The sequence below is a fragment of the Sphingomonas beigongshangi genome (assembly GCF_016820445.1).
Lineage (GTDB): Bacteria > Pseudomonadota > Alphaproteobacteria > Sphingomonadales > Sphingomonadaceae > Sphingomonas > Sphingomonas beigongshangi.
In genome coordinates this window covers 400870-423371 of sequence record NZ_JADHDT010000002.1, presented here as the reverse complement: position 1 = coordinate 423371, position 22502 = coordinate 400870, and the positions used below count along the sequence as shown (strand labels likewise).

Here is a 22502-nt window from a genome sequence, read left to right as displayed (position 1 = left end):
GTATTAAAGCAGCATGACAGCGCTCAGCAACGAGGACAGCCCGGTCTACATCCGGCTGCGCGGCACCATCGCGGCGGGAATCCTGCGCGGAGATTATCTCGCCGGCGACCAGCTGCCCTCCGTCCGGGCGTTTGCCGCTGAGCACGGCGCCAATCCGCTGACCGTGGCGAAGGCCTATCAGAGTTTTCAGGACGACGGCTATGTCGAGGTCCGGCGTGGCGTCGGCATGTTCGTGCTGCCGGGCGCCGCCGAGAAGCTGCGCCGCGCGGAATGCGACAATTTCGTCCGCAACCAATGGCCGCGGATCAGGGACTATATCGACCTGCTCGGGCTCGATACCGCGGAACTGCTGGAGCGCGAGCGGGCCTGATCACGCGCGTCGCGCCGACCGCACGCTCCCCGATCGCGGGGACCGCGGGGCCGTTCAGAACAGCCCCAGGCCTTCGACCTCCTCGCGGGTAAGGTCGATCCCGAACATCAGGCTCATGCGCATCCGGTAGACCCGCGGATCGGTGATCTCGGCCACGGTTTCGTCCGCGCCGGCACGGCGGTGATAGCGCCGGTCGGTCAGCCCGGCGAGGCCATGCGGCAGCACGATGCTCGCGATCGTCAGATTGGTGAAGCGGCTGTCCGGCGCGGTCGACGTCCAGTGGTTCGACAGCGCGAGGTCCGACTCGAAGACCGCATCCGTGGTGAAGGCATATTGCGGCTGCCACCCCGGGCCGTTGCCGCGCCCGTCGGTCGATCCCGCCGCGCCGTCGCGGTACAGCATCCAGCCATCGTCCTCCTCGCGGGTCAGGCGGAAGCGCGCGCCGTCGGGCGCGGTCGCCTCGGCCCCGTCGACGAGCGGCATCACCGGTGCGTAGCTGGCGCCGAAACCGGGGTCGGCGATCCAGTCCTGGCCCTCGATCGTCACCAGGCTCAACGTGTGCGTCAGCGGCGGCACCGCGCCGCCCGCCGCGGCGATGCCGAGCCACACGCGGGCAAGCAGCGGCCGCGCCGCGAAGCCCAGCGCCGCGAGCGCATCGAGGAACAGCCGGTTCTGCTCGAAGCAATAGCCACCCCGCTTGCCGGTCACGAGCTTGGCGAAGACCGAGTCGGAATCGATCGCGATGCCGCGCCCGAGGCGCACGTCGAGGTTCTCGAACGGGATCGCGAGGCGGTGCTCGCGCTGCAGGCGGCCCAGCCCTTCCGCGTCGGGCGTCACGCGGGCGGGCAGGTTGATGCGGGCGAGATAGGCGTCGAGATCGAACATGAGAGGCTCTTCGGGGGGATTTTCCTGTATGGCAAGGGCGCGGGGCCGGCTCCGGACGGAGACGATCCTTGTCGCACCGTCATCCCCGCGCGGGCGGGAACGACAGTGCGGTGGAGCGCTATTCCGCCCGGTGACGGCGGTCAGGCCGCGAACGCCTCCGCCGGTACGGCGTAGAGCACGTCCGCGCTGGCACTGGCGGCGGCCTGCAGGCCGAGCGCCTCGGGCACGATCTGATCGAGATAGAAGCGCACCGCCGCGCGCTTGACCGCCTGCGCCTGGTCGTCGCCGGTCGCGAGCCGCCCCTGTCGCTCCATCAGCCAGCCGCAGGTCGCGACCGACAGCATCGTCAGGAACGGATAGCTCGCCGCCAGTTTGTCGTCGGCCTCGGCGGTCGCCAGTCGGCGGCCGATCGCGTCGACCGCGTCGACCAGCGCGACGAGGTGCGCGTGCTGCGCTTCCGCGCGGATGTCGGCGATCAGCGCGGCGAAGGCGCCGCCGTTGTCCAGCCCCAGCTTCCGCCCGACCAGATCGGCCGCCTGGATGCCGTTCGTGCCCTCGTAGATCGGCGTAATGCGCGCATCGCGGAAATATTGCGCGGCGCCCGTCTCCTCGACGAACCCCATGCCGCCATGGACTTGGATGCCAATGCTCGCGACCTCGTTGCCGATGTCGGTGCCATGCGCCTTGGCGAGCGGCGTGACGATCTCAAGCCGGTTCCTCGCCGCCGGATCGCCGAGGCCCGCGCGATCGACCTGGCCGGCGGCGTAATAGACGAGCGCACGGGCCGCCTGAGTCTGCGCCGTCATGCGCAGCAGCATCCGGCGGACGTCGGGATGTTCGACGATCCGCGACGGCTGGCCCGCGCGCGCGCCCTGCACGCGATCAAGGGCATAAGCGACCGCCTTCTGCGTCGCGCCTTCCGCCACCTGCACGCCCTGCAGGCCGACGTTGAGGCGCGCATTGTTCATCATCGTGAACATAGCGCGCATGCCGCCGTGCTCGGGCCCGATCAGCTCACCGACGCAATCGTCGTGGTCGCCGAAGGAGAGGACGCAAGTGGGCGAGGCATGCAGGCCCATCTTGTGTTCGATCGACACGACGCGCACGTCGTTGAACGCGCCCGGCGTGCCGTCTTCGTTCGGGCGGAACTTCGGGACGAGGAATAGACTGATGCCACGCGTCCCCGGCGGCGAGTCAGGCGTGCGGGCGAGAACGAGATGGACGATGTTGTCGGCCATGTCGTGATCGCCGAACGAGATGAAGATCTTCGTTCCCTTGATCGACCACCTTCCGTTCCCGAGCGGCGTGGCGGTCGCGCGCAGCGCGCCGACATCGCTGCCCGCCTGGGGCTCGGTCAGGTTCATCGTGCCGGTCCAGGCGCCGGTCGCAAGATGGGGCAGATAGGTCGCCTGCTGCTCGGGCGTGCCGTGATGGATCAGCGCCTCGATCGCGCCGACCGTCAGCGTCGGGCAGAGCGCGAAGCCCATGTTGGCAGAGCCGAGCGTGTCGAGCACCGCGGTCTGGATGGCGAAGGGCAGGCCCTGCCCGCCCCATTCCTCCGGCACGCCGATCGTGCCCCAGCCGCCATCGACATAATCGTGATACGCCTTGATGAAGCTTTCGGGCATATGGACGCCCTCGGGCGTCCATTTGGCGCCGACCGTATCGCCCTCGCGGTTGAGCGGCGCCCATTCGCCCGCGGCGAACTGTCCGACGCCCTCCAGGACGGCATTGACGACATCGGGGCTGGCGGCGGCGTAGCGCGCATCGGCGGCGAGCTCGTCGATCCGGACGACGTGCTCCAGCACGAAACGCTGGTCGGCGACGGCGGGGCGGAAGGTCATGTTTCTCTCCTTGGATGCCCCGTTTATAGGCATCGAACATGGCCGATTCAAAACCGCGCATCTTACGCTACGGCATGGCCGCGGTCGCCGAAGCCGCGGCGCGAATCACCGCCGGCGAACCGGTCGCGGTGCCGACCGAGACGGTGTATGGCCTTGCCGCCGATGCGACGAACGCACAGGCCGTCGCGCGCATCTATGCCGCCAAGGGCAGGCCGAGCTTCAATCCGCTGATCGTCCACGTCGCCGACCTGGCGGCGGCGGAGGCGCTGGCGGTGTTCGACGCGGACGCACGCCTGCTGGCGGAGCGGTTCTGGCCAGGGCCGCTGACCCTGGTGCTCCCGCTGCGTGTCGGTGCGCCGATCGCGTCGCTGGTGACGGCGGGGCTGACGACCGTCGCGCTCCGCGTGCCCCGGCACCGCGCGATGCAGGCGGTGCTGGCAGCGAGCGGACGACCGCTGGCGGCCCCTTCCGCCAATGCGAGCAACGGCATCAGCCCGACCCGTGCGGAGCATGTCGCGGCGAGCCTCGGCACGCGGATCGGTCTGATCCTCGACGACGGGGCGACGGACGCGGGGCTGGAATCGACGATTCTCGCGGGTCGCACGCTGTTGCGACCAGGACCGATCGGCATCGGCGCCCTGCCCTGGCCGGTCAAGCGGCGCGAGGAACACGCCACGGTGACGGCGCCGGGCCAGCTGACGACGCATTACGCCCCGACCAAGCCCCTGAGACTGAACGCGCTCGCGGCCGAAGACGACGAATGGCTGATCGGCTTCGGGGCCATTCGCGGCAATGAGTCGCTGTCGACGCGCGGCGATGTCGTGGAAGCGGCGGCGGGATTGTTCGACGCGCTGCACCGCGCCGATGCGGGCCCGGCTTCGCGTATCGCGGTGGCACCGATCCCCTCGGACGGGGTGGGCGAGGCGATCAATGACCGGCTGACGCGCGCGGCGCACCGCTGATCCCGCCTCTCCCCTCTTCGCGCCATGCCGGGCCAGCCCTCGCGACGGCTGCGTGCGACAAGCCGAACGCTTGCCGTTTTGGCGACGCAAGCAAGCCGGGGGGCCGCCGCGACGGCCGCCCGGTCATCGTTCACGCGCTGACCGACGCGGCCTTCGAGCGTGCCTGGAAGCTCTTGCGCAGCTTCTGCAGCTTGGGCGGGATCACCGCCATGCAATAGGGATTGGAGCGACCCGAAATTTCCCAATAGTCCTGATGATAGCCTTCGGCCGGGTACCATTCGGCCATCGGTTCGATCGTCGTCACGATCGGCGCCGACTGGTCAGCCTGCGCGCGTTCGATCGCCGCGCGCGCCTCGGCCGCCTGCGTATCGTCGGCCGGGAAGATGGCGGAGCGATATTGCGTGCCGATGTCGTTGCCCTGCCGGTTGAGCTGCGTCGGGTCGTGCGTCGCGAAGAAGATCGCGAGCAGATCGCCATAGCTGATCTGCGCCGGGTCGAAGCCCACGCGGATCGCCTCCGCATGGCCGGTGTCGCCGCCGCACACCTGCTTGTAGGTCGGGTTGGGCACGTTGCCGCCGATATAGCCGCTCTCGACGCTTTCGACGCCGATCACGTCCTTGAACACGGCCTCGGTGCACCAGAAGCAGCCGCCGGCAAGCGTCGCATATTCGGTCATTATGAGGTCTCCTTTGCCTCCAAGATAGGATGCGGCTACCGCATCGCAACGTTGGGACGGGAAGCGCAACTATGGCGATCGACGGCAAAGTGATGGTGACGGGCGGCGCGGGTTATATCGGCAGTCATGCCGTCCTGGCGCTGTGCGATGCGGGCTATGACGTGATCGTCGTCGATAATCTGGTGACCGGATTCGACTGGGCGGTCGATCCGCGGGCGACCTTAGTTACGATGAATGTCGCCGATCCCGCGATTCGCGACATCATCCGCGCGCATGACATCCGGGCGATCATGCACTTCGCCGGATCGGTCGTGGTGCCGGAATCGGTGAGCGATCCGCTGAAATATTATCGGAACAACACCGCCGCGACCCGCGACCTGCTCGAGAGCGCGGTGGCGACCGGCGTCCGGCATTTCATCTTCTCGTCGACCGCGGCCACCTATGGCACGCCCGACAAGGTTCCGGTGGCGGAGGGCGATCCGAAGGCGCCGATCAATCCCTACGGCATGTCCAAGCTGATGACCGAGTTCATGCTGCGTGACACCGCCGCCGCGCACCCGATCAACTATTGCGCCTTGCGCTATTTCAACGTCGCCGGCGCCGACCCGCAGGGACGGTCGGGACAGTCGACGATCGGCGCGACGCACCTGATCAAGATCGCGGTCGAGGCGGCGACCGGCAAGCGCAGCCATGTCGGCGTCTACGGCACCGACTTTCCGACACGCGACGGCACCGGCGTGCGCGACTATATCCACGTCAGCGACCTGGCCGCCGCGCATGTCGCGGCACTGAAGCTGCTGGTGGAGCGGCCCGCGGAAAGCCACACGCTCAATTGCGGTTACGGCCAGGGCTTTTCGGTCCTGGAAGTGCTCGATGCGGTCGACCGGGTGACCAATCGCACGATCGAGCGCCGGCTCGAAAGCCGCCGGGCCGGTGACCCGGCCGAACTCGTCGCCGACAATGCCGCGATCCTCGCGACGCTGCCATGGCGACCCCAGCGCGACGACTTGGACACGATCGTCCGCGACGCGGTGGCATGGGAGCGCAAGCTCGCGGATCGGGCGGGGTAGAGTCTTATCCACCTGGGTCGAATCAGTACCCGCCCAATCCGGGCCAACCGGATCGCAGGTCAGTCTCTCGCGGCGCGATCCAGGTGCTCACCCCCGATCGCACGGCGCGCGCCCGCCGTGGCGATCCACCAGCCGAGCGCCCACAGCGTGCCGAAGCTCCAGCCGCCGATCACGTCGCTCGGCCAGTGCACGCCCAGATAGACGCGGCTAGATCCGATGGCCCCGACCAGCAGCACGGCGATGACAAGCAGGTAGCGACGGGTCGCCCGATCGGGCGTCACCTGACCGCCGAGCGCAGCGAGGGTCAGGTAGATGCAGGCGCTGGATGCGGCATGGCCGCTCGGGAAGCTATAGCCGGTGACATCGACGAGATGCGGGACGAGATCGGGTCGGGTGCGCACCGCGAGCCCCTTGACGAGGTCGACCATCATCCCCGCGGACAGGCTTGCCGCGCCGATCGCCAGCGCGGTCAGCCATAAGCGTTGCACCAGCAGCAGGCCGACGACCGCCACCACCACGATCGTCAGCACTACGCCTCCGCCCAGCGCGGTGATGTCGGCGGCGACCTTGGGCAGCCAGCTTGGGCCATGCCAGGCACGCAGCGAGACGAGGATGACGCGATCGAAGGCGAAGGGCCAGCGGCTGGTCGCGTAGCCACCTGCCAACATCAGCGCGAGGCCGATCGCGATCACCCCCAGGCCGACGAGCAGCGGTGGAACGCGCCGCGGCGACGGTGCGACGTCAGATCCCACGCGATGATCGCCCGTGTCCGTCATCCTTCCGATCCTTGCGCTGTGTGACCCGCCGGTCCGATGGGGACGATCGATAGCAGGACGGGTTCCCTCGCCATGCGGCCGGTAAACGTCGGGACATAGGGGCGCAGTAAGAGGGCTGCCGATGGTGGGTCCGCCGGGACTCGAACCCGGGACCTCTCGATTAAAAGTCGCTTGCTCTACCGACTGAGCTACGGACCCCTGCCATCGGCGCGTGCGGGGGCCTAGGCGCGCGGGCGCCGCCGGTCAATCCTTGCCGCCAATTGACGCACCGTCCGGCCGCGCAGGGGATGCCGCCAGTCGGGGGCGATGTGACGCAGAGGCTGCAGTGCGAAGGCGCGTTCCGCGAGCGCAGTGTGCGGCACGACGAGGTGCCGCGTACGCCAGCGCCCTTCCGACCAGAGCAGGATGTCGAGGTCGATCACCCGTGCCCCCCAGCGCCGTCCCCGTCGTCTGCCAAAGGCCGCCTCGATCCGCTTCAACCGCGCCAGCAATTGCGGCGGAGTTTCAGTGCACTGGATCAGGGCAGCGGCATTGGCGAAGCGGCGGATGGACGGGCCGAGCGGGGGCGTGACGATCACCGGCGAGACCGCAACCACGCCGCCGATCGCCGCCAGCGCGGCCCGCACCTCGTCCGCGGGGCCGCCATGCCGCCCCCGGCGGTTGGACCCCAGGCCGATTGCATAGACCGTCTTCGTCGCCATTGCGCCCCTCACGACCGACCCGTCACGAAGGATCGGCGCGGCGCCGGCACCGCTTCCCCCTACGTGGAACAGCCTCTAACGCAAAAGCCATGTCCATCGAAACCTCCGCCGACGCCGCCCCCCCAGCGCCGAACGCGCCACCCTTCACGCCGCTGCTCGCCATCGAGCCGCCACGCGACTGCCCGCTCTGTCCGCGCCTGGTAGCCGTACGCGAAGAGCTGCGCGCGGAACTGCCGCAATGGTGGAATGCGCCGGTGCCTGCCGTTGGCGATCCCGACGCCTGGCTGGCGATCGTCGGCCTCGCCCCCGGCCGCCAGGGCGCCAACAGGACCGGACGACCGTTCACTGGCGACCGCTCTGGTCCGCTGCTCTACGACACGCTGACCGCCGCCGGCCTGGCGGAGGGAAGCTATACCGGCAAGGCGGACGAGGCGCTGACGCTAAAGGGCGTGATCATTCTCAACGCCGTCAAATGCCTGCCGCCGGAAAACAAGCCGACGCCGGAGGAGATCCGCACTTGTCGCCCCTTCCTAGAGACGGAACTGGCCGCACTCCCGAAGATTCGGCTGGTCGTCGCACTCGGCCAGATCGCGCACCAGTCGGTGGTCAAGGCGATGGGCGGCAAGCTGCCCAAGGCGCGATTCGCGCACGGCGCCGAGCACCGGATGCCCGACGACCGCATCGTGCTCGATAGCTACCATTGCTCGCGCTACAACCAGAACACGGGTCGCCTGACTCCGGATATGTTCGCGGCTGTGTTCGCGCGCGCGGTGCAGCTGTCGCGCTGACTGACGCTGGCTCAGACGTCCTGGACGAGCCGTCCGTACAGCTCGGGACGGCGGTCGCGGAAGAAGCCGAACGCGGCGCGGTGACGGCGGATGCGGGCGAGGTCCAGCGTCGCGGTGATCACGCCCTCCTCCTCCCGGCCCAGTTCGGCGAGGATGTCGCCGCGCTCGTCGGCGATGAAGCTTGTCCCGTAGAAGGTCTGGCCGCCCTCCTCTCCATGGGGCTCCACGCCGATACGGTTGGCGGCGACGACGGGCACGACGTTGCTGACCGCATGGCCGACCATCGCGCGCCGCCACAGCCGTGCCGTATCGAGGCTGGTGTCGTGCGGCTCACTGCCGATCGCGGTCGGGTAGAACAGGATTTCCGCCCCCATCAGCATCAGCGCGCGCGCGGTTTCCGGATACCATTGATCCCAGCAGACGCCGACGCCGAGCGTCCAGCCGGGCGCCTGCGGCGGCGCCGGCCAGACCTTGAACCCGGTGTTGCCGGGACGGAAATAGAATTTCTCCTCATAACCCGGCCCGTCGGGAATATGGCTCTTGCGATAGACGCCCTGAATCGCGCCGTCGGGTCCGATCATCGCGAGGCTGTTGTAATAATGCGGGCCGTCCGCCTCGAAGAAGCTGGTCGGGATGGTGACGCCCAAATCACGGGCCAGGGCCTGCATCGCCCGCACGGCCTTGTGGTCCTGTGTCGGGGCGGCATTGGCGAACAGGCCTTCGTCCTCGACGCGGCAGAAATATTCGCCCTCGAACAGTTCCGGCGGCAGGATCACCTGCGCCCCGCTCCCCGCCGCCTCGCGAACCAGACGGGTGACGTTGGCGATGTTCGCGTCGATATCGCTGGAAAAGCCGAGCTGCAGCGCGGCGACGGTGATTTCGGTCATGACAGGTCCTACAGGGTGACGCCGAATCGCGCGGCGATCGCAACGGTGGCGAGATAGAGTGCAACCGTGACAGCGCAACCGCCGCCGAGCGCCGGCCAGAAACCGACCCCGTGCCTCAGTAGCATCGGGATGACGAGGAACATCGGCAGCGACGGCACGACGTACCAGAGAGTCGCCTGCGCATGATCCGCCAGCCGCACCGGATCGCGCGTGTCGTGCCACAGCCATATCATGCCCAGTACCGAAACGAGCGGCAGCGACGCGACCAGCGCACCCGCCGCCGGGTTGCGCCGCGCGATCAGCGCGACCAGCGCGACGATGATCCCCGACACGGTGGCGCGGACGATCAGCGCGAGCATCGCACCGGGTGCGCCGGCATCATGCCGGCAACCCCAGCCGCCACCGCAGCAAACGCGCGAAGGGGGCAGGATCGTCAAGGCGGAAGGCGATGGCCACGACGGGCGGTTTCGCGCCGAACAGGCCGCGCCGCGGCAGCGGCTCGCGCAGTCGGATCATCAGGTTCGGCCAGGCAAGCAGGCCGACGTTGAGCGTATCCGCCGCGCGAACGCGATCGCCAGCAGGCTCGGCCTCGAACCCGGCGATGTCGGCAAAGGCGATGACCCGGTCCACGAGCGTCCCGACGCGCAGGTGGACGCCGCTCGGCGTCAGCAGCACCGGGCGCAGCCGCAGCGACTTGATGACGCCGACGAGATAGACGAGCGACAATTCGCCGATGACCGCCATGATGGTCGCGGCCGTGCGGCTCCAGTGCGACACGACCAGATGCGTCACGCCGATCTCTATCATCGACAGGATGGTCATGGCCGTCATCATCGGCGCCAGCTGGCGATGATAGGCGAAGCCGCGTGTCCCGGCCGGAATGTCCGCAGGCGCGCTCCAGCGGAATAGCGCGAGGTGGAGCAGCCGCACCTCCGCGATCAGCACGCGCGCGACCGCAGGGGGCAGCATCTCCGACAGCAGCACGCGCCAGCCGTCAGCGTCGCGCAGGTCGGTCCGCGGCAGCAGCGCGCCGACGCGGACGAGGCGCACGCCGGCATGCAGCGTCACGACCAGCATCATCGCCGCGGCGAGCCAAGGGGTCGCGACGATCACCCCGCGCAACGGCGCGGGCGAGAGCATCCAGGCTGCGAAGGCACCGCCCGCCAGCGTCGCGAGCACCTGCCGCGGGAGCGGCCGGCGCCGGCGCGCAACCAATCCGAGCGTCAGCGCGTCGCATGCGATCCAGACGAACAGCAGCGCGGCGATACGGGGATGATTCAGCGCGGGGGCGGTGCGCGTCGCCATTGCCGCCGCCCCTAATGCGGTGATCGGCAGCACATGCGCCAGGATCGTCCGTCGCCGCGCCTGCTCCGTCGTGCCGATCGTCGCGAACGTCATCGCCGCCATCCCTCGCGTCGTCCCGCCCGAGGATCACCGCCCCGTACGCAGGCGCCCGGCAGACTAGGCGTCCGGCGCGCGCCTGTCCATCACGCCGGGATCTGTTGACTGATGCAGTGGAAGCTGCCGCCACCGGTCAGGATATGGTCCGCGCGCAGGCCCACGGCGGTCCGGTCGGGGAAGATCGCCTGGATCGCGGCGACGGCGGCCGCGTCGTTCTCGCTGCCGTACAGCGGCACGACCACCGCGGCGTTGCCGATGAAGAAATTCATGTAGCTTGCGGGCACGACCTCCTCGTCGCGCAGCACGCGCCCCGGCGAGGGGATCAGCACCACCTCCAGACCAGCAGCGCGCGCGTCGCGTTCGGCATGCTGAAACACCTGCCAATTGGGGTCGTTCTCCGCCGCCTGCGGCAAGGCGACGCGTCCCTCGCCGACGAACCGCGCGAGATTGTCGACATGGCCGTCAGTATGGTCGTTGAGCAGGCCGTCGCCGAGCCACACGATACGCGTGAAGCCCAGATCCTCGCGCAGTCGGCGCTCGATGTCCGCCTTGCTCATCGTAGGATTGCGATTGGCGTTGAGTAGGCATTGCTCGGTCGTCACAACGGTGCCCGCGCCGTCGCCGTCGATCGCCCCGCCCTCGAGCACCCAGTTGCAATAGCCGACCTTCGCGCCGATCGACCTGCCGAGCCGCAGCCCGATCGAATCGTCCCCCGGCAGATCGTATTTGCCGCCCCAGCCGTTGAAATCGAAGTCGGCCGCCTCGCCGTTGTCGAGCAGGATCGGTGCGGTATCGCGCAACCAGATGTCGCCGAACGGCTCCACCACCACCTGCGCGAAGGGCGCCATGCTCTCGGCGGCCTCGCCTGCTTCCGCATCGGCCGCGACGAGAATCACCGCCTCTCCGCGTCCCTCGGCGTGGACGGCGCGCGCGAACGCGACGACCTCCTCACGCGCGGGAGCGAGATCGTCCACCCACAATTCGGGATGGCTGGGAAAGCCGATCCACACCGCCTTGTGCGGCGCCCATTCGGCCGGCGGCGTGGGACGGTTCGGGGTGTTCGTCACGGCAAGGGTCACTGCGAAGCTCCTGCGCGGCTCTTGTCTCGGATCGCGCGGAATTCGTCGCCCGGCATCCAGTTGGGCCAGTCGCGTCCGTCCGCGAGATCGCGCGCGATCATGTAATAGAGCTGCACGTCCTGCTCCACCCCGCGCCAATCCCATTTGGGATCATATTCGTCCTGAGGCGCGTGGTAACGATGCTCCTCGTAATCCTTGGCCGCCGCGGCGCCCGCCGCACGGCCGCCCGTCACCAGGTCCTGCCCGGTTTCGAAATAGACCATCGGCACGCCATGCTTCGCCAGGCTGAAATGGTCGGAGCGGTAATAGAAACCCTTTTCCGGCGTCGGCTCGGGCGTGGCGGTGCGGCCCTGCCGCGCAAGCGCCGCGTTCAGATAGCGGTCGAGTTCCGACTTGCCCGGGCCGATGACGATCACGTCCTTCGCCGGCCCGTACATCGCGAGCGCGTCCATATTGGCACCGCCCACCGTCTGGCTGAGCGGATAGATCGGGTTGTCGCCATAGTAAGCGGAGCCGAGCAGCCCCGATTCCTCCGCCGTCAGCGCGACGAACACCATCGAGCGGCGGGCCGGTCCCGCCTTGGCATTGGCCTCAGCCAACGCGACGAGCGCCGCGGTACCGTCCGCATTGTCGATCGCGCCGTTGCAGATGCCGTCACCGTTGACCGGCGTGCAATGGCCCAGATGGTCCCAATGCGCCGACAGCAGCACATATTCGTTCGGCGCCTCGCGCCCCGGCAGGATACCGACGACATTGTGCGACACCTGCTTGGTGATGTCGTTGTCGAACGAGACGGACGCCTTGACGCCCAGCGGGACCGCCTTGAACCCCTTAACCCTGGCGGCGGCGGCCAGCTGGTCGAAGTCCTTGCCCGCACTGGCGAACAGCGCGCGCGCCTTGTCCAGCTGCATCCAGCCGTGCACGGCGGTATCGTCCATGTGGCCGTTGGCGGCGTCCGCGACATGCGCTGGTCCGGTATTGCTCGACCGGACGACGTTCCAGCCATAGGCGGCGGGTTCGGTCTGATGGACGATGATCACCGCCGCCGCGCCCTGGCGCGCCGCTTCTTCGTATTTGTACGTCCAGCGGCCGTAATAGGTCATCGCCCGGCCGTTGAATGGGCCGTTCAGATCCTTCTGCTGCCAGTCGGGATCGTTGATCAGCACGATCACCGTCTTCCCCTTCACGTCGAGGCCGGCATAGTCGTTCCAGCCCTTTTCAGGCGCGACGATGCCATAGCCGGCGAAGACGACGTCGCTGTCCTTCACATCGATATGCGGCGTGACGCGATAGGTGCCGACGACCATGTCTGGGCCATAGGCTAGGCTGAGCGGGGTCTTGCCGCCGGTGATGGTGAGCGGCGTCACGTTCTTAGCGGTGATCTCGACCAGCGGCACGTCCTGCAGCCACTTGCCCTTGTTGCCGGGCTTCAGCCCCGCCTTCTCGAACTGCTGCTGCAGATAGGCGAGCGTCTTGGTCTCGCCCGCGCTGCCCGGCGCGCGTCCTTCGAACGCGTCCGACGACAGGGTCTTCGTGACCTCCTTCATCGTCTCGACAGAGATTTGCGGCAGGGTCTGCGCGGTGGCGGGCGCCGCGGTGGCGAAGAGGAGGGCGGCGAGAAAAGGACGGCGCATCAGGAACTCCGGCATGGCGACATGCCGCGTCTTGTGCCGCGAGGTGGGGGGCTTGTCCACGTTCGTGATCCCCGCGCGTCGCGCCCCGACGCTATACCGGCAGCGGGCGGGATGCACCCTTGCCCCTCGTCCAAGAAAAAGGGCGGCCCCGACGGGACCGCCCTTTTCGACCGACCGCCGAACGGCGCCGTGGCGCCTCCGGTTGGTCTCGCCTTTTCTCAACTTAGCGCGAGTAGAACTCGACCACCAGGTTCGGCTCCATCTTCACCGGATAAGGCACCTCGTCCAGCGTCGGGACGCGGACCAGCGAGACCTTGGCGTTGCCGTCGGCGGCGACGTAATCGGGAACGTCACGCTCGGCCAGGCCCTGCGCCTCAAGCACCAGCGCCATTTCCTGCGCCTTCTTGCCCAGCGAGATCTCGTCGCCGACGTAGCAGCGGCGCGACGCGATGTTGCACTTCACGCCGTTGACGCGGATGTGGCCGTGGCTGACGAGCTGGCGCGCGGCGAAGATCGTCGGCGCGAACTTGGCGCGATAGACGATCATGTCGAGACGCTGCTCGAGCAGGCCGATCAGGTTCTGGCTGGTGTCGCCCTTCATGCGCGCCGCCTCGGTGTAGCAGGCGCGGAACTGCTTCTCGGTGACGTCGCCGTAATAGCCCTTGAGCTTCTGCTTCGCGCGCAGCTGCAGGCCGAAGTCGGAAACCTTGCCCTTGCGACGCTGGCCATGCTGGCCCGGGCCATATTCACGCTTGTTGACGGGGCTCTTCGGGCGGCCCCAGATGTTCTCGCCCATGCGCCGGTCGAGCTTGTACTTGGCGCTTGCACGCTTCGACATAATGATTCCTTGGCAACTACAACGACGTGATCCTGCAGCTTGGGCCGCAGGGGTGGTCCCGGTATCGCGCTGCTGGTCTCCAACAAGGAGGGCAGGCCCGCCGCTTCACCGGGATGCGGGGGCGGTTGCGAAGGCGCGCGCCTAGCGGGGGGGACGCGCGAAGTCAAGCTGGACAGGATGATGCCGCCCCGGCACAGGCGGGCGCATGACGACGATCCTCGCCGGCCCCGACTGCACCACCATGACCGAGGTCCGCGCCGGTGTCGACGCGCTCGATCGCGAGCTGGTCGCGTTGCTCGCGCGCCGATTCGCCTATATGGACGCGGCCGCGCGCATCAAGCCGCAGCGCGGTCACGTCCGCGACGAGGCGCGCAAGGCGCAGGTGATCGCCAATGCGCGCGCCGAGGCGGTGCGGCTCGGCGTGCCCGAAGAGGCTGTCGGCGAGCTGTGGGAGCTGCTGGTCGAGGCGTCGATCGCCTACGAGCTGGCGGCGTTCGACCGGCGGGCGGGCTGAGCGACATCCGTGTTCCTGCGCACGCAGGAACCCAGAGCCACGAATGTCGCCGCCCTCCCCCCCTGGGCTCCTGCGTTCGCAGGAGCGCACGCAACTTACGGCTTGCGGAACTTGTAGACGAACTGGTCGGTGTGGCCGCGGATGGCGGGGTCGAACACCGGCTTGCTGTGGTCGTCGGCGGGGTTGGCCAGCACCTTGCTTTCGCCGACGAAGCGGAAGCCGACCGATTCGACCTGCCGGCGCACCAGCGTCGGATCGATGCGATGCTTGGTGCGGGTGTTGGCAAGGCCGGTGCCGGCGGCATCGGCGTGATCGATGATCACATAGGTGCCGCCTTTCTTGAGCAGCTTGTACACGGCGGTGTCGAAGGCGCGCAGCACCGGCTCGCCCGCGCCCGCATTGGGCACGTCGTGGTAGTTCTGCACGGTCCAGAACAGGTCGACCGGCTGCGGCGCCGTCGGCAGGTTGGTCGGCTGCACCTCCGCGGTCACGTTGGCGAGGTTGCGGGCCTTGAGCGCGGTGAGGCTCTTGTCGGCGCGCGCCGCCGCCGCGGCGGGCCAATAGGCGAAGACCTTGCCCTTGGGACCAACGACGCCGCTGAAGATGCGCGTCCAATAGCCGCTGCCCGGCAGGTAATCGATCACGGTGTCGCCCGGCTTGGCGCCGGAGAAGGCGACGACGGCCGCCGCCTGGCGCCGTTCGTCGTCACCCTGCTGGTCGACGCGGGCCGGATCGGCGAGCGCGCGCGCCACCATCCCGCCGGACGCGGGCGCCTTCGACGCATTCGTCTGCGCCTCGAGGCCCTGGGTCGTCGCCGCTCCCGCCAGCGCCATGACCGCCACCGCACCGATCCACCGCATCATCCGTCTCCATCGCTGGTTTGCGCCGTTCGCTACACTAAATGAATGCGATGAGCGATATCCGCGACGCGATCCAGGATCAGGTGCATCGGCTGGTCGGCTTCGGCGACGGCGGCGTCGACCTAAGCCGGCCGCCGGGTGACGACGGCCTGTTCGGCCCCGCCTCCGCTGCATGGCGGGTCCATGGCGACTTCACCGCGATGATGGCCGGCGGCGTCGCCGCCCTGCTGCTGCAGATGCTGCATCCCGGCGCGCTGGCGGGCGTGTGGGATCATTCGAACTTCCGCCAGGACATGCTTGGCCGGCTGCGCCGCACCGCACAGTTCATTTCCGGCACCACCTATGGCGCGACGGCGACGGCGGAGGCGCTGATCGACCGGGTCCGATCGATCCACGATCGCGTCGCCGGCACGTTACCGGACGGGACGCCATACAGCGCCAACGATCCCGCACTGCTGACCTGGGTGCATGTCGCAGAAGTCGCGATGTTCCTCGCCGCCTATCGCCGCTACCGCGACCCCGACGTGTCCGGGGCGGAACAGGACCGCTATCTGGCAGAGATGGCGACGCTCGGCGAACGGCTGGGCGCAACCGACGTGCCGCGTTCGCGCAACGAGGTGGAGGCCTATTTCCGCTCTGTACGCCCGCAACTGCGCGCCGACCACCGCACGCGCGAAGTGGCACGGGCCCTGATGCGGCAGCAGCCTGCCAGTGCGACGCTTGCCCCGGCCCGGGCCCTGATGATGGAGGGCGGGATCGCGCTGCTGCCCGACTGGGCGCGCGCGATGCACGGTCTCGGCCGATCGCCGATCCACCGCCCGGTGGTGCGGGCGGGGATGGCGGGTGTCGGATCGGTGCTGCGCTGGGCGCTTACGGACGGGTCGGCGAAGCGCGCCCGGGCGCAATAGCGCTCCCTCCCCGCCGGCGTGACGCGCCGATCAGCCCTTGCGCGCGACCTGGAAGCCCGCAAACGATTGGCTGACGGGCATCAGTTCCAGCGAATTGATGTTAAGATGCGGCGGAAGCGTCGCGATCCACAGCACGGTCGCGGCGATGTCCTCGGCCGTCATCGGCTCAGCGCCGGCATAGAGCGTATCGGATGCCTGCTGGTTGCCGCCGGTGCGCACCAGGGTGAATTCCGTCTCGACCATTCCAGGCTCGATCGAGGCGACGCGGACGCCGGTGCCGTGCAGGTCGGACCGCAGGCCGAGCGTGAATTGCTTCACGAACGCCTTCGTCCCGCCATAGACGTTGCCGCCGGTATAGGGGTAGGTGGCGGCGACCGACGACAGGTTGATGATCCCGCCCTTGCGTTCGATCAGCGTCGGCAGCAGCCGGTGCGTGATCGCCACCAGGGCGGTGACGTTGGTGTCGATCATCGTGCGCCAGTCGGCGAGGCTCGACTCCTGCGCGGGCTTGGTGCCGAGCGCTAGACCCGCGTTGTTGACGAGCAGGTCGATCCCACGAAACCCTTCGGGCAGCGCCTCGATCGCCGCCCCGGTCGCATCCGCATCGCGCACGTCGAAGGCGGCGGTGTGGACCCGGCCGTCGAAGGCGGCGGCAAGCGCCTCGAGCCGGTCGGCACGACGGCCGGTAGCGACGACCTGCCACCCGGCGCCTGCCAGCGCGCGAACGGTGGCGGCGCCGATCCCGGCAGTGGCGCCGGTGACGAGTGCGGTCTTCATGTCTGCCTCCCTTGCCCGGGCATGATGATGGCCCGGCATGATCGTGGACTCGCCGCCATCCCGGATCGGTCCGGGACGGCGCGCGCGGTCAGACGTCGAGGTTCGCGACGTTCAGCGCATTGTCCTGGATGAATTCGCGTCGCGGCTCGACCACCTCGCCCATCAGCTGGGTGAAGATCATGTCCGCGGCCGAGACGTCGTCGCTGGTGACGCGCAGCATCGACCGGTTCGCGGGATCGAGCGTGGTTTCCCACAATTGCTCCGCGTTCATCTCGCCCAGCCCCTTGTAGCGCTGGATCGACAAGCCCTTGCGCCCCGCCGCCAGGATGGCGTCGAGCAACTGCGACGGGCGCGCCACGCGCGACTCGCCGCGCGCGAGCGTGGTCGGCACCTGCGCCTCCTCGTCGGTCGGATCGTCCGAAGCCTCGGCATGGCCCTTCATCGGCACCAGCTTGCCCGCGGCGGCGAAGCTGTCCGCCTCCTCGCTCGCCAGCGTGTGCAGCTTGCGCGCCTCCGCACTCGCCAGGAAGGTCGCCTCGACGATGTGATGATCGGTGACGCCGCGCCACAGCCGTTCGAAGTGGATGCCGCCATCCTCGGTCAAGCGCGCGGTCCAGGTCGCCTCGTCGTCGCCCGCGTCGAGCCGGCGGGTCACTTCCGCGACGCTCGCCCCGCGCTGGTCGCGCGTGAACGTCGGGTCGAGCGCGCCGCCCAGCGCAAGCACCTCGATGATCGAGGGATCGTAGCGGCGCGGCACGTAGCGCATCAGCGTGCGCATGCGCCGCGCATGATCGACCAGCGCCTTGAGATCGCCGCCGGAGCGCGGCCCGCCTGCGGTCTCGAACACCATCGAGCCGACGCCCGCCTCGACGAGATAATCGTCGAGCGCGGCATCATCCTTCAGATAGACTTCCGAACGACCGCGCGTCGCCTTGTACAGCGGCGGCTGCGCGATGAAGAGGTGACCGCGCTCGATCAGTTCGGGCATCTGCCGATAGAAGAAGGTCAGCAGCAACGTGCGGATATGCGCGCCGTCGACGTCCGCGTCCGTCATGATGACGATCTTGTGATAGCGCAGCTTGTCCGCGTTGAACTCGTCGCGGCCGATGCCCGTGCCCATCGCCTGGATCAGCGTGCCGATCTCCTTTGAAGAGATCATTCGGTCGAAGCGCGCGCGCTCCGTGTTCAGGATCTTGCCGCGCAGGGGCAGGATCGCCTGGAAATGCCGGTCGCGCCCCTGCTTGGCCGAGCCGCCCGCCGAATCGCCCTCGACCAGGAACAGCTCCGACTTGGCCGGATCCTTCTCCTGGCAATCGGCGAGCTTGCCGGGCAACGAGGCGATGTCCATCACGCCCTTGCGCCGGGTCAGTTCGCGGGCGCGCTTCGCTGCTTCGCGCGCCGCGGCGGCGTCGATGATCTTGGCGACGATCGCCTTGCCGTGCGCCGGATTCTCCTCGAGATATTCGGCGAGCTTGTCCGCCATCAGGCTTTCGAGCGGTGCGCGCACCTCCGACGAGACAAGCTTGTCCTTGGTCTGGCTGCTGAACTTCGGATCGGGCAGCTTGACCGAGACGATCGCGGTCAGGCCCTCGCGCATGTCGTCGCCGGTCAGCGTCACCTTCTCCTTCTTCAGGAGCCCGGACTTTTCGGCGTAATTGTTGAGCGTGCGCGTCAGCGCGGCGCGAAACGCCGCGATATGCGTGCCGCCGTCCCGCTGCGGGATGTTGTTGGTGAAGGCGAGGACGTTCTCGTAGTAGCTATCGTTCCACTCCAGCGCCACGTCCATGCCGATCGCGTCGCGTTGGCCGCTGATCGCGATCGGTTCGGGCATCAGCGGCGTCTTCGACCGGTCCAGCCACTTCACGAACGCGGCGATGCCGCCCTCGTAATAGAGCTCGACGGTCTTGGGCTCATCGTGCCGCGCATCGGTGAGGAACAGGCGGACGCCCGAATTGAGGAAGGCGAGCTCGCGATAGCGATGCTCGAGCTTGTCGAAATCGAATTCGGTGATCTTGAACGTCGCCGGGCTCGGCAGGAAGGTGACGCGCGTCCCCTTCTGGCCCGGCGCCGCCTGGCCGACGACGCGCAGCGGCGCGACGGCATCGCCATGGGCGAAGCGCATGTAATGCTCCTCGCCGTCGCGCCAGATCGTCAGGTCGAGATGTTCGGACAGCGCGTTGACCACCGACACGCCGACGCCGTGCAGACCCCCGGACACCTTATAGGCATTGTCGTCGCTGGTATTCTCGAACTTCCCGCCCGCGTGCAGCTGCGTCATGATGACTTCGGCCGCCGACACGCCCTCTTCGGGATGGATGCCGGTCGGGATACCCCGACCGTTGTCGGTCACGCTGACCGAGCCGTCGGCGTTGAGCTGGATGTCGATCCGGTCGCAATGGCCCGCGAGCGCCTCGTCGATCGCATTGTCGCTGACCTCGAACACCATGTGGTGGAGGCCCGATCCGTCGTCGGTGTCGCCAATGTACATGCCCGGCCGCTTGCGCACCGCATCGAGGCCCTTCAGCACCTTGATCGAGGAGGCGCCGTATTCGCTATTCTGAGGTTCTGCCATGGCAGCCGATATAGGGAGCGGGCGCCTGTAACGAAAGCGAAATGGGACCATGCACGCCCGCCGTCATCCCGGTTTTCGCCGGGATGACGGGGCTGAAAGCCGTTCCGGTCAGTAGCGAGCGAATTCCGTCGCGCGGCGGCCGAGCAGGGTCACTTCGACGCGCCGGTTCTGGCGCATACCCGCGGCGGTCGCATTGGTGGCGACCGGATCGCGCTCGCCATGGCCGGCGACGCTGAACCGCGCGCGCGTCACGCCCATCTGATCGAAGGCGGCACGGACGCTGGCGGCGCGACGCTCGGAAAGGTCCTGGTTGTGCGCGTCGGTGCCGCGGCTGTCGGTATAGCCGTCGATCGCGACGCGTATGCCGGGATTGGCGCGCAGATAGGCGGCGAGCGGCCGCAGCTTCTCGATCGCGCCGGGGCGGAGCCGGTCGCTGTCGGTCGCGAACAAGACATCTTCGGACAGCGTCAGCGTCGCCCCGCGCGGCGTCTGGCGGAAGCCGTAGTCGTGCATCGCCCGACGGTCCCAGCCGCCCGGTGCTCCGCGCTCGATGATCGTCGTCCGCTCTTCCACCACGGTTCCCCGGCGGGGCGCATCCCAGTCGAAGCGGTCGCGACGTGGCCCCGCCGCCTGCGCAAAGGCGCGATTGGCGGCGTCCGCCTCGCGCGGGGACAGGATCCCATCATGGTTCCAGTCGAAGTTGCGCATCACGAAGGCCCGCCCCCGCGGATTGTCGCGCAGCTCCGGAAACAGCATGCGCACGCCCGGTCCCATCAGGCGATACGGCCGGTCGCCGGGACCCCAATCCCAGCGGCCCTGCTCACCTCTGCCCTGCGCGCTCGTGGGCGTAGCGATGCCCGCGACCAGGGCGGCGGTCGCGGCGGCGGTGATCAGCATCTTCATGGCGATTGTCTCCTTCTCGTCCCCGCTCTCAGCCGGGGTGACGTGGCCGAAACGCCTTGAACCCGCGATGAGCCGCACCGACAGGAGGCATTCAGCCGCCACCCAGCGCGATACGGGTCGCCTCCGCGCCGATGGCTTCGAACAGCGCGGGTTCGGTCCCCGTCATCCACACCTGTCCCCGACCGGCCAGGCGTTCGAACAACGCGGCGCGGCGGCGCGGATCAAGATGCGCGGCCACCTCGTCCAGCAGCAGCACCGGCGGGCGGCCGACGCGCGCCGCGACCAATTCGGCATGGGCGAGAACGATGCCGAGCAGCAGCGCCTTCTGCTCGCCGGTCGACGACAAGGCCGCGAGCTGCCGCTTGCCGAGATGCGTGACGACCAGATCGCTGCGATGCGGGCCGACCAGCGCGCGCCCCGCCGCCGCATCGCGGGCGCGTCCCGCCCGCAGGTCGTCGAGCAGGCGGTCGGCACCGCCCTGCCACCCCTCGAGCAAGAGTCCGGCGCGCGCAAACGGACCTTCCGGCTGCTCCGCCAGCGCGTCAGCGAGGAGGTTGACGGTGTTGCGCCGCGCAACTTCGATCTTCTCGCCATGTTCCGCCATCTGCGCCTCGAGCGCCGCGAGCCATGCCGGATCGGGACGCCCCTCCTCGGCAAGCAGGCGGTTCCTCGCGCGCATCGCCGCCTCGTAGCGCGCGGCATGTTGGCCATGCGCGGGTGTCAGCGCCAGCGTCAGACGATCGAGGAACCGCCGTCGCTCACCCGCGGGCTCGACGAACAGGCGATCCATCGCGGGGGTCAGCCACAGGACGGTGATCCATTCCGTCAGCGCATTGGCAGTGGCCGCCGCGCCCTGGATGCGCGTCAGCCGCCGGTCGGGCGCGGTGGCCAGTGCGCCGGTCGCCAGTTCGACGTCCTCGCCGCCCAGCATCGCCGCAACGCCGAAGCCGCCGGGGCCGCCCTGTCGCGCCATGTCGGCGAGCGGCGCGCGGCGCAGCCCCCGTCCCGGCGCGAGCAGCGACACCGCCTCCAGCACGTTGGTCTTGCCGGCGCCGTTCTCGCCCGTCAGCAGGACGAAGCCCGGACCGGGTGTCAGCAGCAGCGCCGCATGATTACGAAAGTCGGTCAGGGCGAGGCGCGACAGCATCGCGCCTGCGCCTAGCAGGATTGGCGCCGCTTAGGCGAGCGCGGCGGCGCGTTCCTTCATCGCGCTGGCATAGGACGACAATTGCTCGCCCAGTTCGACCTGCGCGTGCTTGTAGGCGACCGGCTCGGCGATCCGTAGCCGGGCGCGCGCCGCGTCGAGCGGCTCGTCCATCAGTGCCTCATAATCCTCACCCAGCAGCCAGGCGGCGCGCTTGCCGTTGCGATAGCCTTCGATCACCGCCTTGGCGAACAGCCGGTTGCCCGTGACGCGCAGCGACTTGAGCGCCGCCCCGCCGGCGATGAACGCCCACCCCAGGCCGCGCGTCTGCGCATAGGAGAAGGCGACGAGGCATGCCTCGCCCATCGTCTCGTCGGCCTTGTAGCCGGTCAGCACATGCCAGATGTCGTGGACGTCCCGCGTGCGCCGCCCCATCCAGGCATAGGGATGCTCGACGTCGACGTCGCTTGGCTCGGCGCGGCTGACCTCGACCAGCCCGTCGGCCGAATAGCCCGTCGTCTCCAGGAAGTCGCGATAGGCGGCGCCGACCGTCCCGGGCTTGAAACCCGCGACCCAGTCGCGATCGGAGAAACGCCGCGCCAGCTCGACCTGGCGCACCGCCATCCGGCCGCCGTCGGCGCTCGCGATCAGCCGGCCGTAAGCCGCCGCCGTGTCGCCGACGTTGAGCGCGCGCATGATGCGGAACACCTGCGTCGTGTCGTCGCCGTTCGCGAGCAGCGTGCGCAGCGCCCCGAAGGCGACGCGCCACTGACGGCGACCGGTCGTACCGGGAAAGGGGGGAAGCTTGGCCATCGGACTCGGGCTCCTACTTACAACGATGTCAGTATATCGTCGGTCTTCCCCGAAAACAAGAAGGGCCGCTCCTGGCGGAACGGCCCTCCACAATCGCCAG

General features: G+C 68.6%; 23 protein-coding genes and 1 tRNA gene. 6 read left to right on the top strand and 18 right to left on the bottom strand.

Translation table 11 applies throughout. The features are described 5' to 3' along the window. Positions 1-13: 13 nt before the first annotated feature. The gene (locus IQ292_RS05320) at positions 14-370 is read left to right on the top strand and encodes a GntR family transcriptional regulator (protein ID WP_203309253.1); all 357 of its coding nucleotides are present in this window, start codon (positions 14-16) and stop codon (positions 368-370) included. A gap of 54 nt (positions 371-424) precedes the next feature. On the opposite strand, the gene IQ292_RS05315 is transcribed toward IQ292_RS05320, so the two are convergent. Beyond that, positions 425-1255, bottom strand: coding sequence for an arylamine N-acetyltransferase family protein (locus tag IQ292_RS05315; protein ID WP_203309252.1), 831 nt, complete (start codon positions 1253-1255; stop codon positions 425-427). A gap of 140 nt (positions 1256-1395) precedes the next feature. Continuing rightward, complete coding sequence (locus IQ292_RS05310; RefSeq protein WP_203309251.1) at positions 1396-3099, bottom strand: acyl-CoA dehydrogenase family protein; 1704 nt, start codon at positions 3097-3099, stop codon at positions 1396-1398. 38 nt (positions 3100-3137) lie between these two features. On the opposite strand from IQ292_RS05310, the gene IQ292_RS05305 reads away from it, so the two are divergent. After that, positions 3138-4061: an L-threonylcarbamoyladenylate synthase gene (locus IQ292_RS05305; RefSeq protein ID WP_238940803.1), complete on the top strand. Its 924-nt coding sequence runs from the start codon at positions 3138-3140 to the stop codon at positions 4059-4061. Between the two features lie 130 nt (positions 4062-4191). Here IQ292_RS05305 and msrA read toward each other — a convergent pair whose 3' ends face one another. Further along, positions 4192-4737: a peptide-methionine (S)-S-oxide reductase MsrA gene (msrA, locus tag IQ292_RS05300; protein WP_203309250.1), complete on the bottom strand. Its 546-nt coding sequence runs from the start codon at positions 4735-4737 to the stop codon at positions 4192-4194. 71 nt (positions 4738-4808) lie between these two features. Here msrA and galE point away from each other — a divergent pair, with 71 nt between their 5' ends. Next, positions 4809-5807, top strand: a complete 999-nt coding sequence (galE, locus tag IQ292_RS05295) for a UDP-glucose 4-epimerase GalE (protein WP_203309249.1) — start codon at positions 4809-4811, stop codon at positions 5805-5807. A gap of 59 nt (positions 5808-5866) precedes the next feature. Here galE and IQ292_RS05290 read toward each other — a convergent pair whose 3' ends face one another. The 3 genes from IQ292_RS05290 to folK form a co-directional block, all read right to left on the bottom strand. After that, complete coding sequence (locus tag IQ292_RS05290) at positions 5867-6583, bottom strand: phosphatase PAP2 family protein (RefSeq protein WP_203309248.1); 717 nt, start codon at positions 6581-6583, stop codon at positions 5867-5869. Between the two features lie 122 nt (positions 6584-6705). Next, positions 6706-6781: transfer RNA gene (locus tag IQ292_RS05285), tRNA-Lys, on the bottom strand. Between the two features lie 23 nt (positions 6782-6804). After that, positions 6805-7284, bottom strand: coding sequence for a 2-amino-4-hydroxy-6-hydroxymethyldihydropteridine diphosphokinase (gene folK, locus IQ292_RS05280; protein WP_203309247.1), 480 nt, complete (start codon positions 7282-7284; stop codon positions 6805-6807). Between the two features lie 89 nt (positions 7285-7373). Between folK and IQ292_RS05275 the strand changes: the two genes are divergently transcribed. Continuing rightward, positions 7374-8072, top strand: a complete 699-nt coding sequence (locus IQ292_RS05275; RefSeq protein ID WP_203309246.1) for a uracil-DNA glycosylase — start codon at positions 7374-7376, stop codon at positions 8070-8072. 11 nt (positions 8073-8083) lie between these two features. On the opposite strand, the gene aguB is transcribed toward IQ292_RS05275, so the two are convergent. The 6 genes from aguB to rpsD all read right to left on the bottom strand — a co-directional run bounded on the left by aguB (position 8084) and on the right by rpsD (position 13911). Beyond that, positions 8084-8959, bottom strand: coding sequence for an N-carbamoylputrescine amidase (gene aguB, locus IQ292_RS05270; RefSeq protein ID WP_203309245.1), 876 nt, complete (start codon positions 8957-8959; stop codon positions 8084-8086). Positions 8960-8967: 8 nt separating this feature from the next. Then, a complete protein-coding gene (locus IQ292_RS05265) occupies positions 8968-9318 on the bottom strand; it encodes a DUF3147 family protein (protein ID WP_203309244.1) in 351 nt (116 codons plus the stop codon). A 19-nt stretch (positions 9319-9337) separates the two neighbouring features. Next, positions 9338-10357: a hypothetical protein gene (locus IQ292_RS05260; protein WP_203309243.1), complete on the bottom strand. Its 1020-nt coding sequence runs from the start codon at positions 10355-10357 to the stop codon at positions 9338-9340. A gap of 89 nt (positions 10358-10446) precedes the next feature. Further along, positions 10447-11439, bottom strand: a complete 993-nt coding sequence (locus tag IQ292_RS05255) for an agmatine deiminase family protein (RefSeq protein WP_338057588.1) — start codon at positions 11437-11439, stop codon at positions 10447-10449. Then, positions 11436-13073 (bottom strand): M28 family metallopeptidase, encoded by a 1638-nt coding sequence (locus IQ292_RS05250; protein WP_203309372.1) that lies wholly within the window; start codon positions 13071-13073, stop codon positions 11436-11438. The genes IQ292_RS05255 and IQ292_RS05250 overlap by 4 nt, the downstream gene beginning before the upstream one ends. A 223-nt stretch (positions 13074-13296) precedes the next feature. After that, the gene (gene rpsD / locus IQ292_RS05245; RefSeq protein ID WP_203309242.1) at positions 13297-13911 is read right to left on the bottom strand and encodes a 30S ribosomal protein S4; all 615 of its coding nucleotides are present in this window, start codon (positions 13909-13911) and stop codon (positions 13297-13299) included. A gap of 205 nt (positions 13912-14116) precedes the next feature. Between rpsD and IQ292_RS05240 the strand changes: the two genes are divergently transcribed. Continuing rightward, positions 14117-14425 carry a chorismate mutase gene (locus IQ292_RS05240; protein ID WP_203309241.1) on the top strand — a complete coding sequence of 103 codons (309 nt, stop codon included), beginning with the start codon at positions 14117-14119 and terminating at the stop codon, positions 14423-14425. Between the two features lie 95 nt (positions 14426-14520). Here the strand turns inward: IQ292_RS05240 and IQ292_RS05235 are convergent, their stop codons facing one another. Beyond that, complete coding sequence (locus IQ292_RS05235) at positions 14521-15288, bottom strand: class I SAM-dependent methyltransferase (protein WP_238940802.1); 768 nt, start codon at positions 15286-15288, stop codon at positions 14521-14523. Positions 15289-15335: 47 nt separating this feature from the next. Here IQ292_RS05235 and IQ292_RS05230 point away from each other — a divergent pair, with 47 nt between their 5' ends. Next, on the top strand, positions 15336-16193 hold the full coding sequence (locus IQ292_RS05230; RefSeq protein ID WP_203309240.1) for an oxygenase MpaB family protein: 858 nt from the start codon (positions 15336-15338) through the stop codon (positions 16191-16193). A gap of 30 nt (positions 16194-16223) precedes the next feature. On the opposite strand, the gene IQ292_RS05225 is transcribed toward IQ292_RS05230, so the two are convergent. From IQ292_RS05225 to IQ292_RS05205, 5 genes are all read right to left on the bottom strand, one after another. Then, positions 16224-16970, bottom strand: a complete 747-nt coding sequence (locus tag IQ292_RS05225; protein ID WP_203309239.1) for an SDR family NAD(P)-dependent oxidoreductase — start codon at positions 16968-16970, stop codon at positions 16224-16226. Positions 16971-17058: 88 nt separating this feature from the next. Continuing rightward, positions 17059-19542 (bottom strand): DNA topoisomerase (ATP-hydrolyzing) subunit B, encoded by a 2484-nt coding sequence (gene gyrB, locus IQ292_RS05220; RefSeq protein WP_203309238.1) that lies wholly within the window; start codon positions 19540-19542, stop codon positions 17059-17061. Positions 19543-19650: 108 nt separating this feature from the next. Further along, on the bottom strand, positions 19651-20445 hold the full coding sequence (locus tag IQ292_RS17770; protein WP_203309237.1) for an OmpA family protein: 795 nt from the start codon (positions 20443-20445) through the stop codon (positions 19651-19653). Between the two features lie 91 nt (positions 20446-20536). Next, the gene (recF, locus tag IQ292_RS05210) at positions 20537-21592 is read right to left on the bottom strand and encodes a DNA replication/repair protein RecF (protein WP_203309236.1); all 1056 of its coding nucleotides are present in this window, start codon (positions 21590-21592) and stop codon (positions 20537-20539) included. Between the two features lie 30 nt (positions 21593-21622). Beyond that, entirely contained in the window at positions 21623-22402 is a 780-nt protein-coding gene (locus tag IQ292_RS05205) for a Coq4 family protein (RefSeq protein WP_203309235.1), read from the bottom strand. Positions 22403-22502: the final 100 nt, after the last annotated feature.

Bases quoted from the DNA above. Each gene is read 5' to 3' on its own strand.
- IQ292_RS05235 (WP_238940802.1), bottom strand. From the start codon at position 15,288: ATGATGCGGTGGATCGGTGCGGTGGCGGTCATGGCGCTGGCGGGAGCG.
- IQ292_RS05275 (WP_203309246.1), top strand. From the start codon at position 7,374: ATGTCCATCGAAACCTCCGCCGACGCCGCCCCCCCAGCGCCGAACGCG.
- IQ292_RS05230 (WP_203309240.1), top strand. From the start codon at position 15,336: ATGAGCGATATCCGCGACGCGATCCAGGATCAGGTGCATCGGCTGGTC.
- aguB (WP_203309245.1), bottom strand. From the start codon at position 8,959: ATGACCGAAATCACCGTCGCCGCGCTGCAGCTCGGCTTTTCCAGCGAT.
- IQ292_RS17770 (WP_203309237.1), bottom strand. From the start codon at position 20,445: ATGAAGATGCTGATCACCGCCGCCGCGACCGCCGCCCTGGTCGCGGGC.
- msrA (WP_203309250.1), bottom strand. From the start codon at position 4,737: ATGACCGAATATGCGACGCTTGCCGGCGGCTGCTTCTGGTGCACCGAG.
- IQ292_RS05315 (WP_203309252.1), bottom strand. From the start codon at position 1,255: ATGTTCGATCTCGACGCCTATCTCGCCCGCATCAACCTGCCCGCCCGC.
- gyrB (WP_203309238.1), bottom strand. From the start codon at position 19,542: ATGGCAGAACCTCAGAATAGCGAATACGGCGCCTCCTCGATCAAGGTG.
- galE (WP_203309249.1), top strand. From the start codon at position 4,809: ATGGCGATCGACGGCAAAGTGATGGTGACGGGCGGCGCGGGTTATATC.
- IQ292_RS05320 (WP_203309253.1), top strand. From the start codon at position 14: ATGACAGCGCTCAGCAACGAGGACAGCCCGGTCTACATCCGGCTGCGC.
- IQ292_RS05205 (WP_203309235.1), bottom strand. From the start codon at position 22,402: ATGGCCAAGCTTCCCCCCTTTCCCGGTACGACCGGTCGCCGTCAGTGG.
- IQ292_RS05240 (WP_203309241.1), top strand. From the start codon at position 14,117: ATGACGACGATCCTCGCCGGCCCCGACTGCACCACCATGACCGAGGTC.
- IQ292_RS05250 (WP_203309372.1), bottom strand. From the start codon at position 13,073: ATGCGCCGTCCTTTTCTCGCCGCCCTCCTCTTCGCCACCGCGGCGCCC.
- IQ292_RS05290 (WP_203309248.1), bottom strand. From the start codon at position 6,583: ATGACGGACACGGGCGATCATCGCGTGGGATCTGACGTCGCACCGTCG.
- rpsD (WP_203309242.1), bottom strand. From the start codon at position 13,911: ATGTCGAAGCGTGCAAGCGCCAAGTACAAGCTCGACCGGCGCATGGGC.
- IQ292_RS05310 (WP_203309251.1), bottom strand. From the start codon at position 3,099: ATGACCTTCCGCCCCGCCGTCGCCGACCAGCGTTTCGTGCTGGAGCAC.
- IQ292_RS05265 (WP_203309244.1), bottom strand. From the start codon at position 9,318: ATGCTCGCGCTGATCGTCCGCGCCACCGTGTCGGGGATCATCGTCGCG.
- folK (WP_203309247.1), bottom strand. From the start codon at position 7,284: ATGGCGACGAAGACGGTCTATGCAATCGGCCTGGGGTCCAACCGCCGG.
- IQ292_RS05225 (WP_203309239.1), bottom strand. From the start codon at position 16,970: ATGAAGACCGCACTCGTCACCGGCGCCACTGCCGGGATCGGCGCCGCC.
- IQ292_RS05305 (WP_238940803.1), top strand. From the start codon at position 3,138: ATGGCCGATTCAAAACCGCGCATCTTACGCTACGGCATGGCCGCGGTC.
- IQ292_RS05260 (WP_203309243.1), bottom strand. From the start codon at position 10,357: ATGACGTTCGCGACGATCGGCACGACGGAGCAGGCGCGGCGACGGACG.
- recF (WP_203309236.1), bottom strand. From the start codon at position 21,592: ATGCTGTCGCGCCTCGCCCTGACCGACTTTCGTAATCATGCGGCGCTG.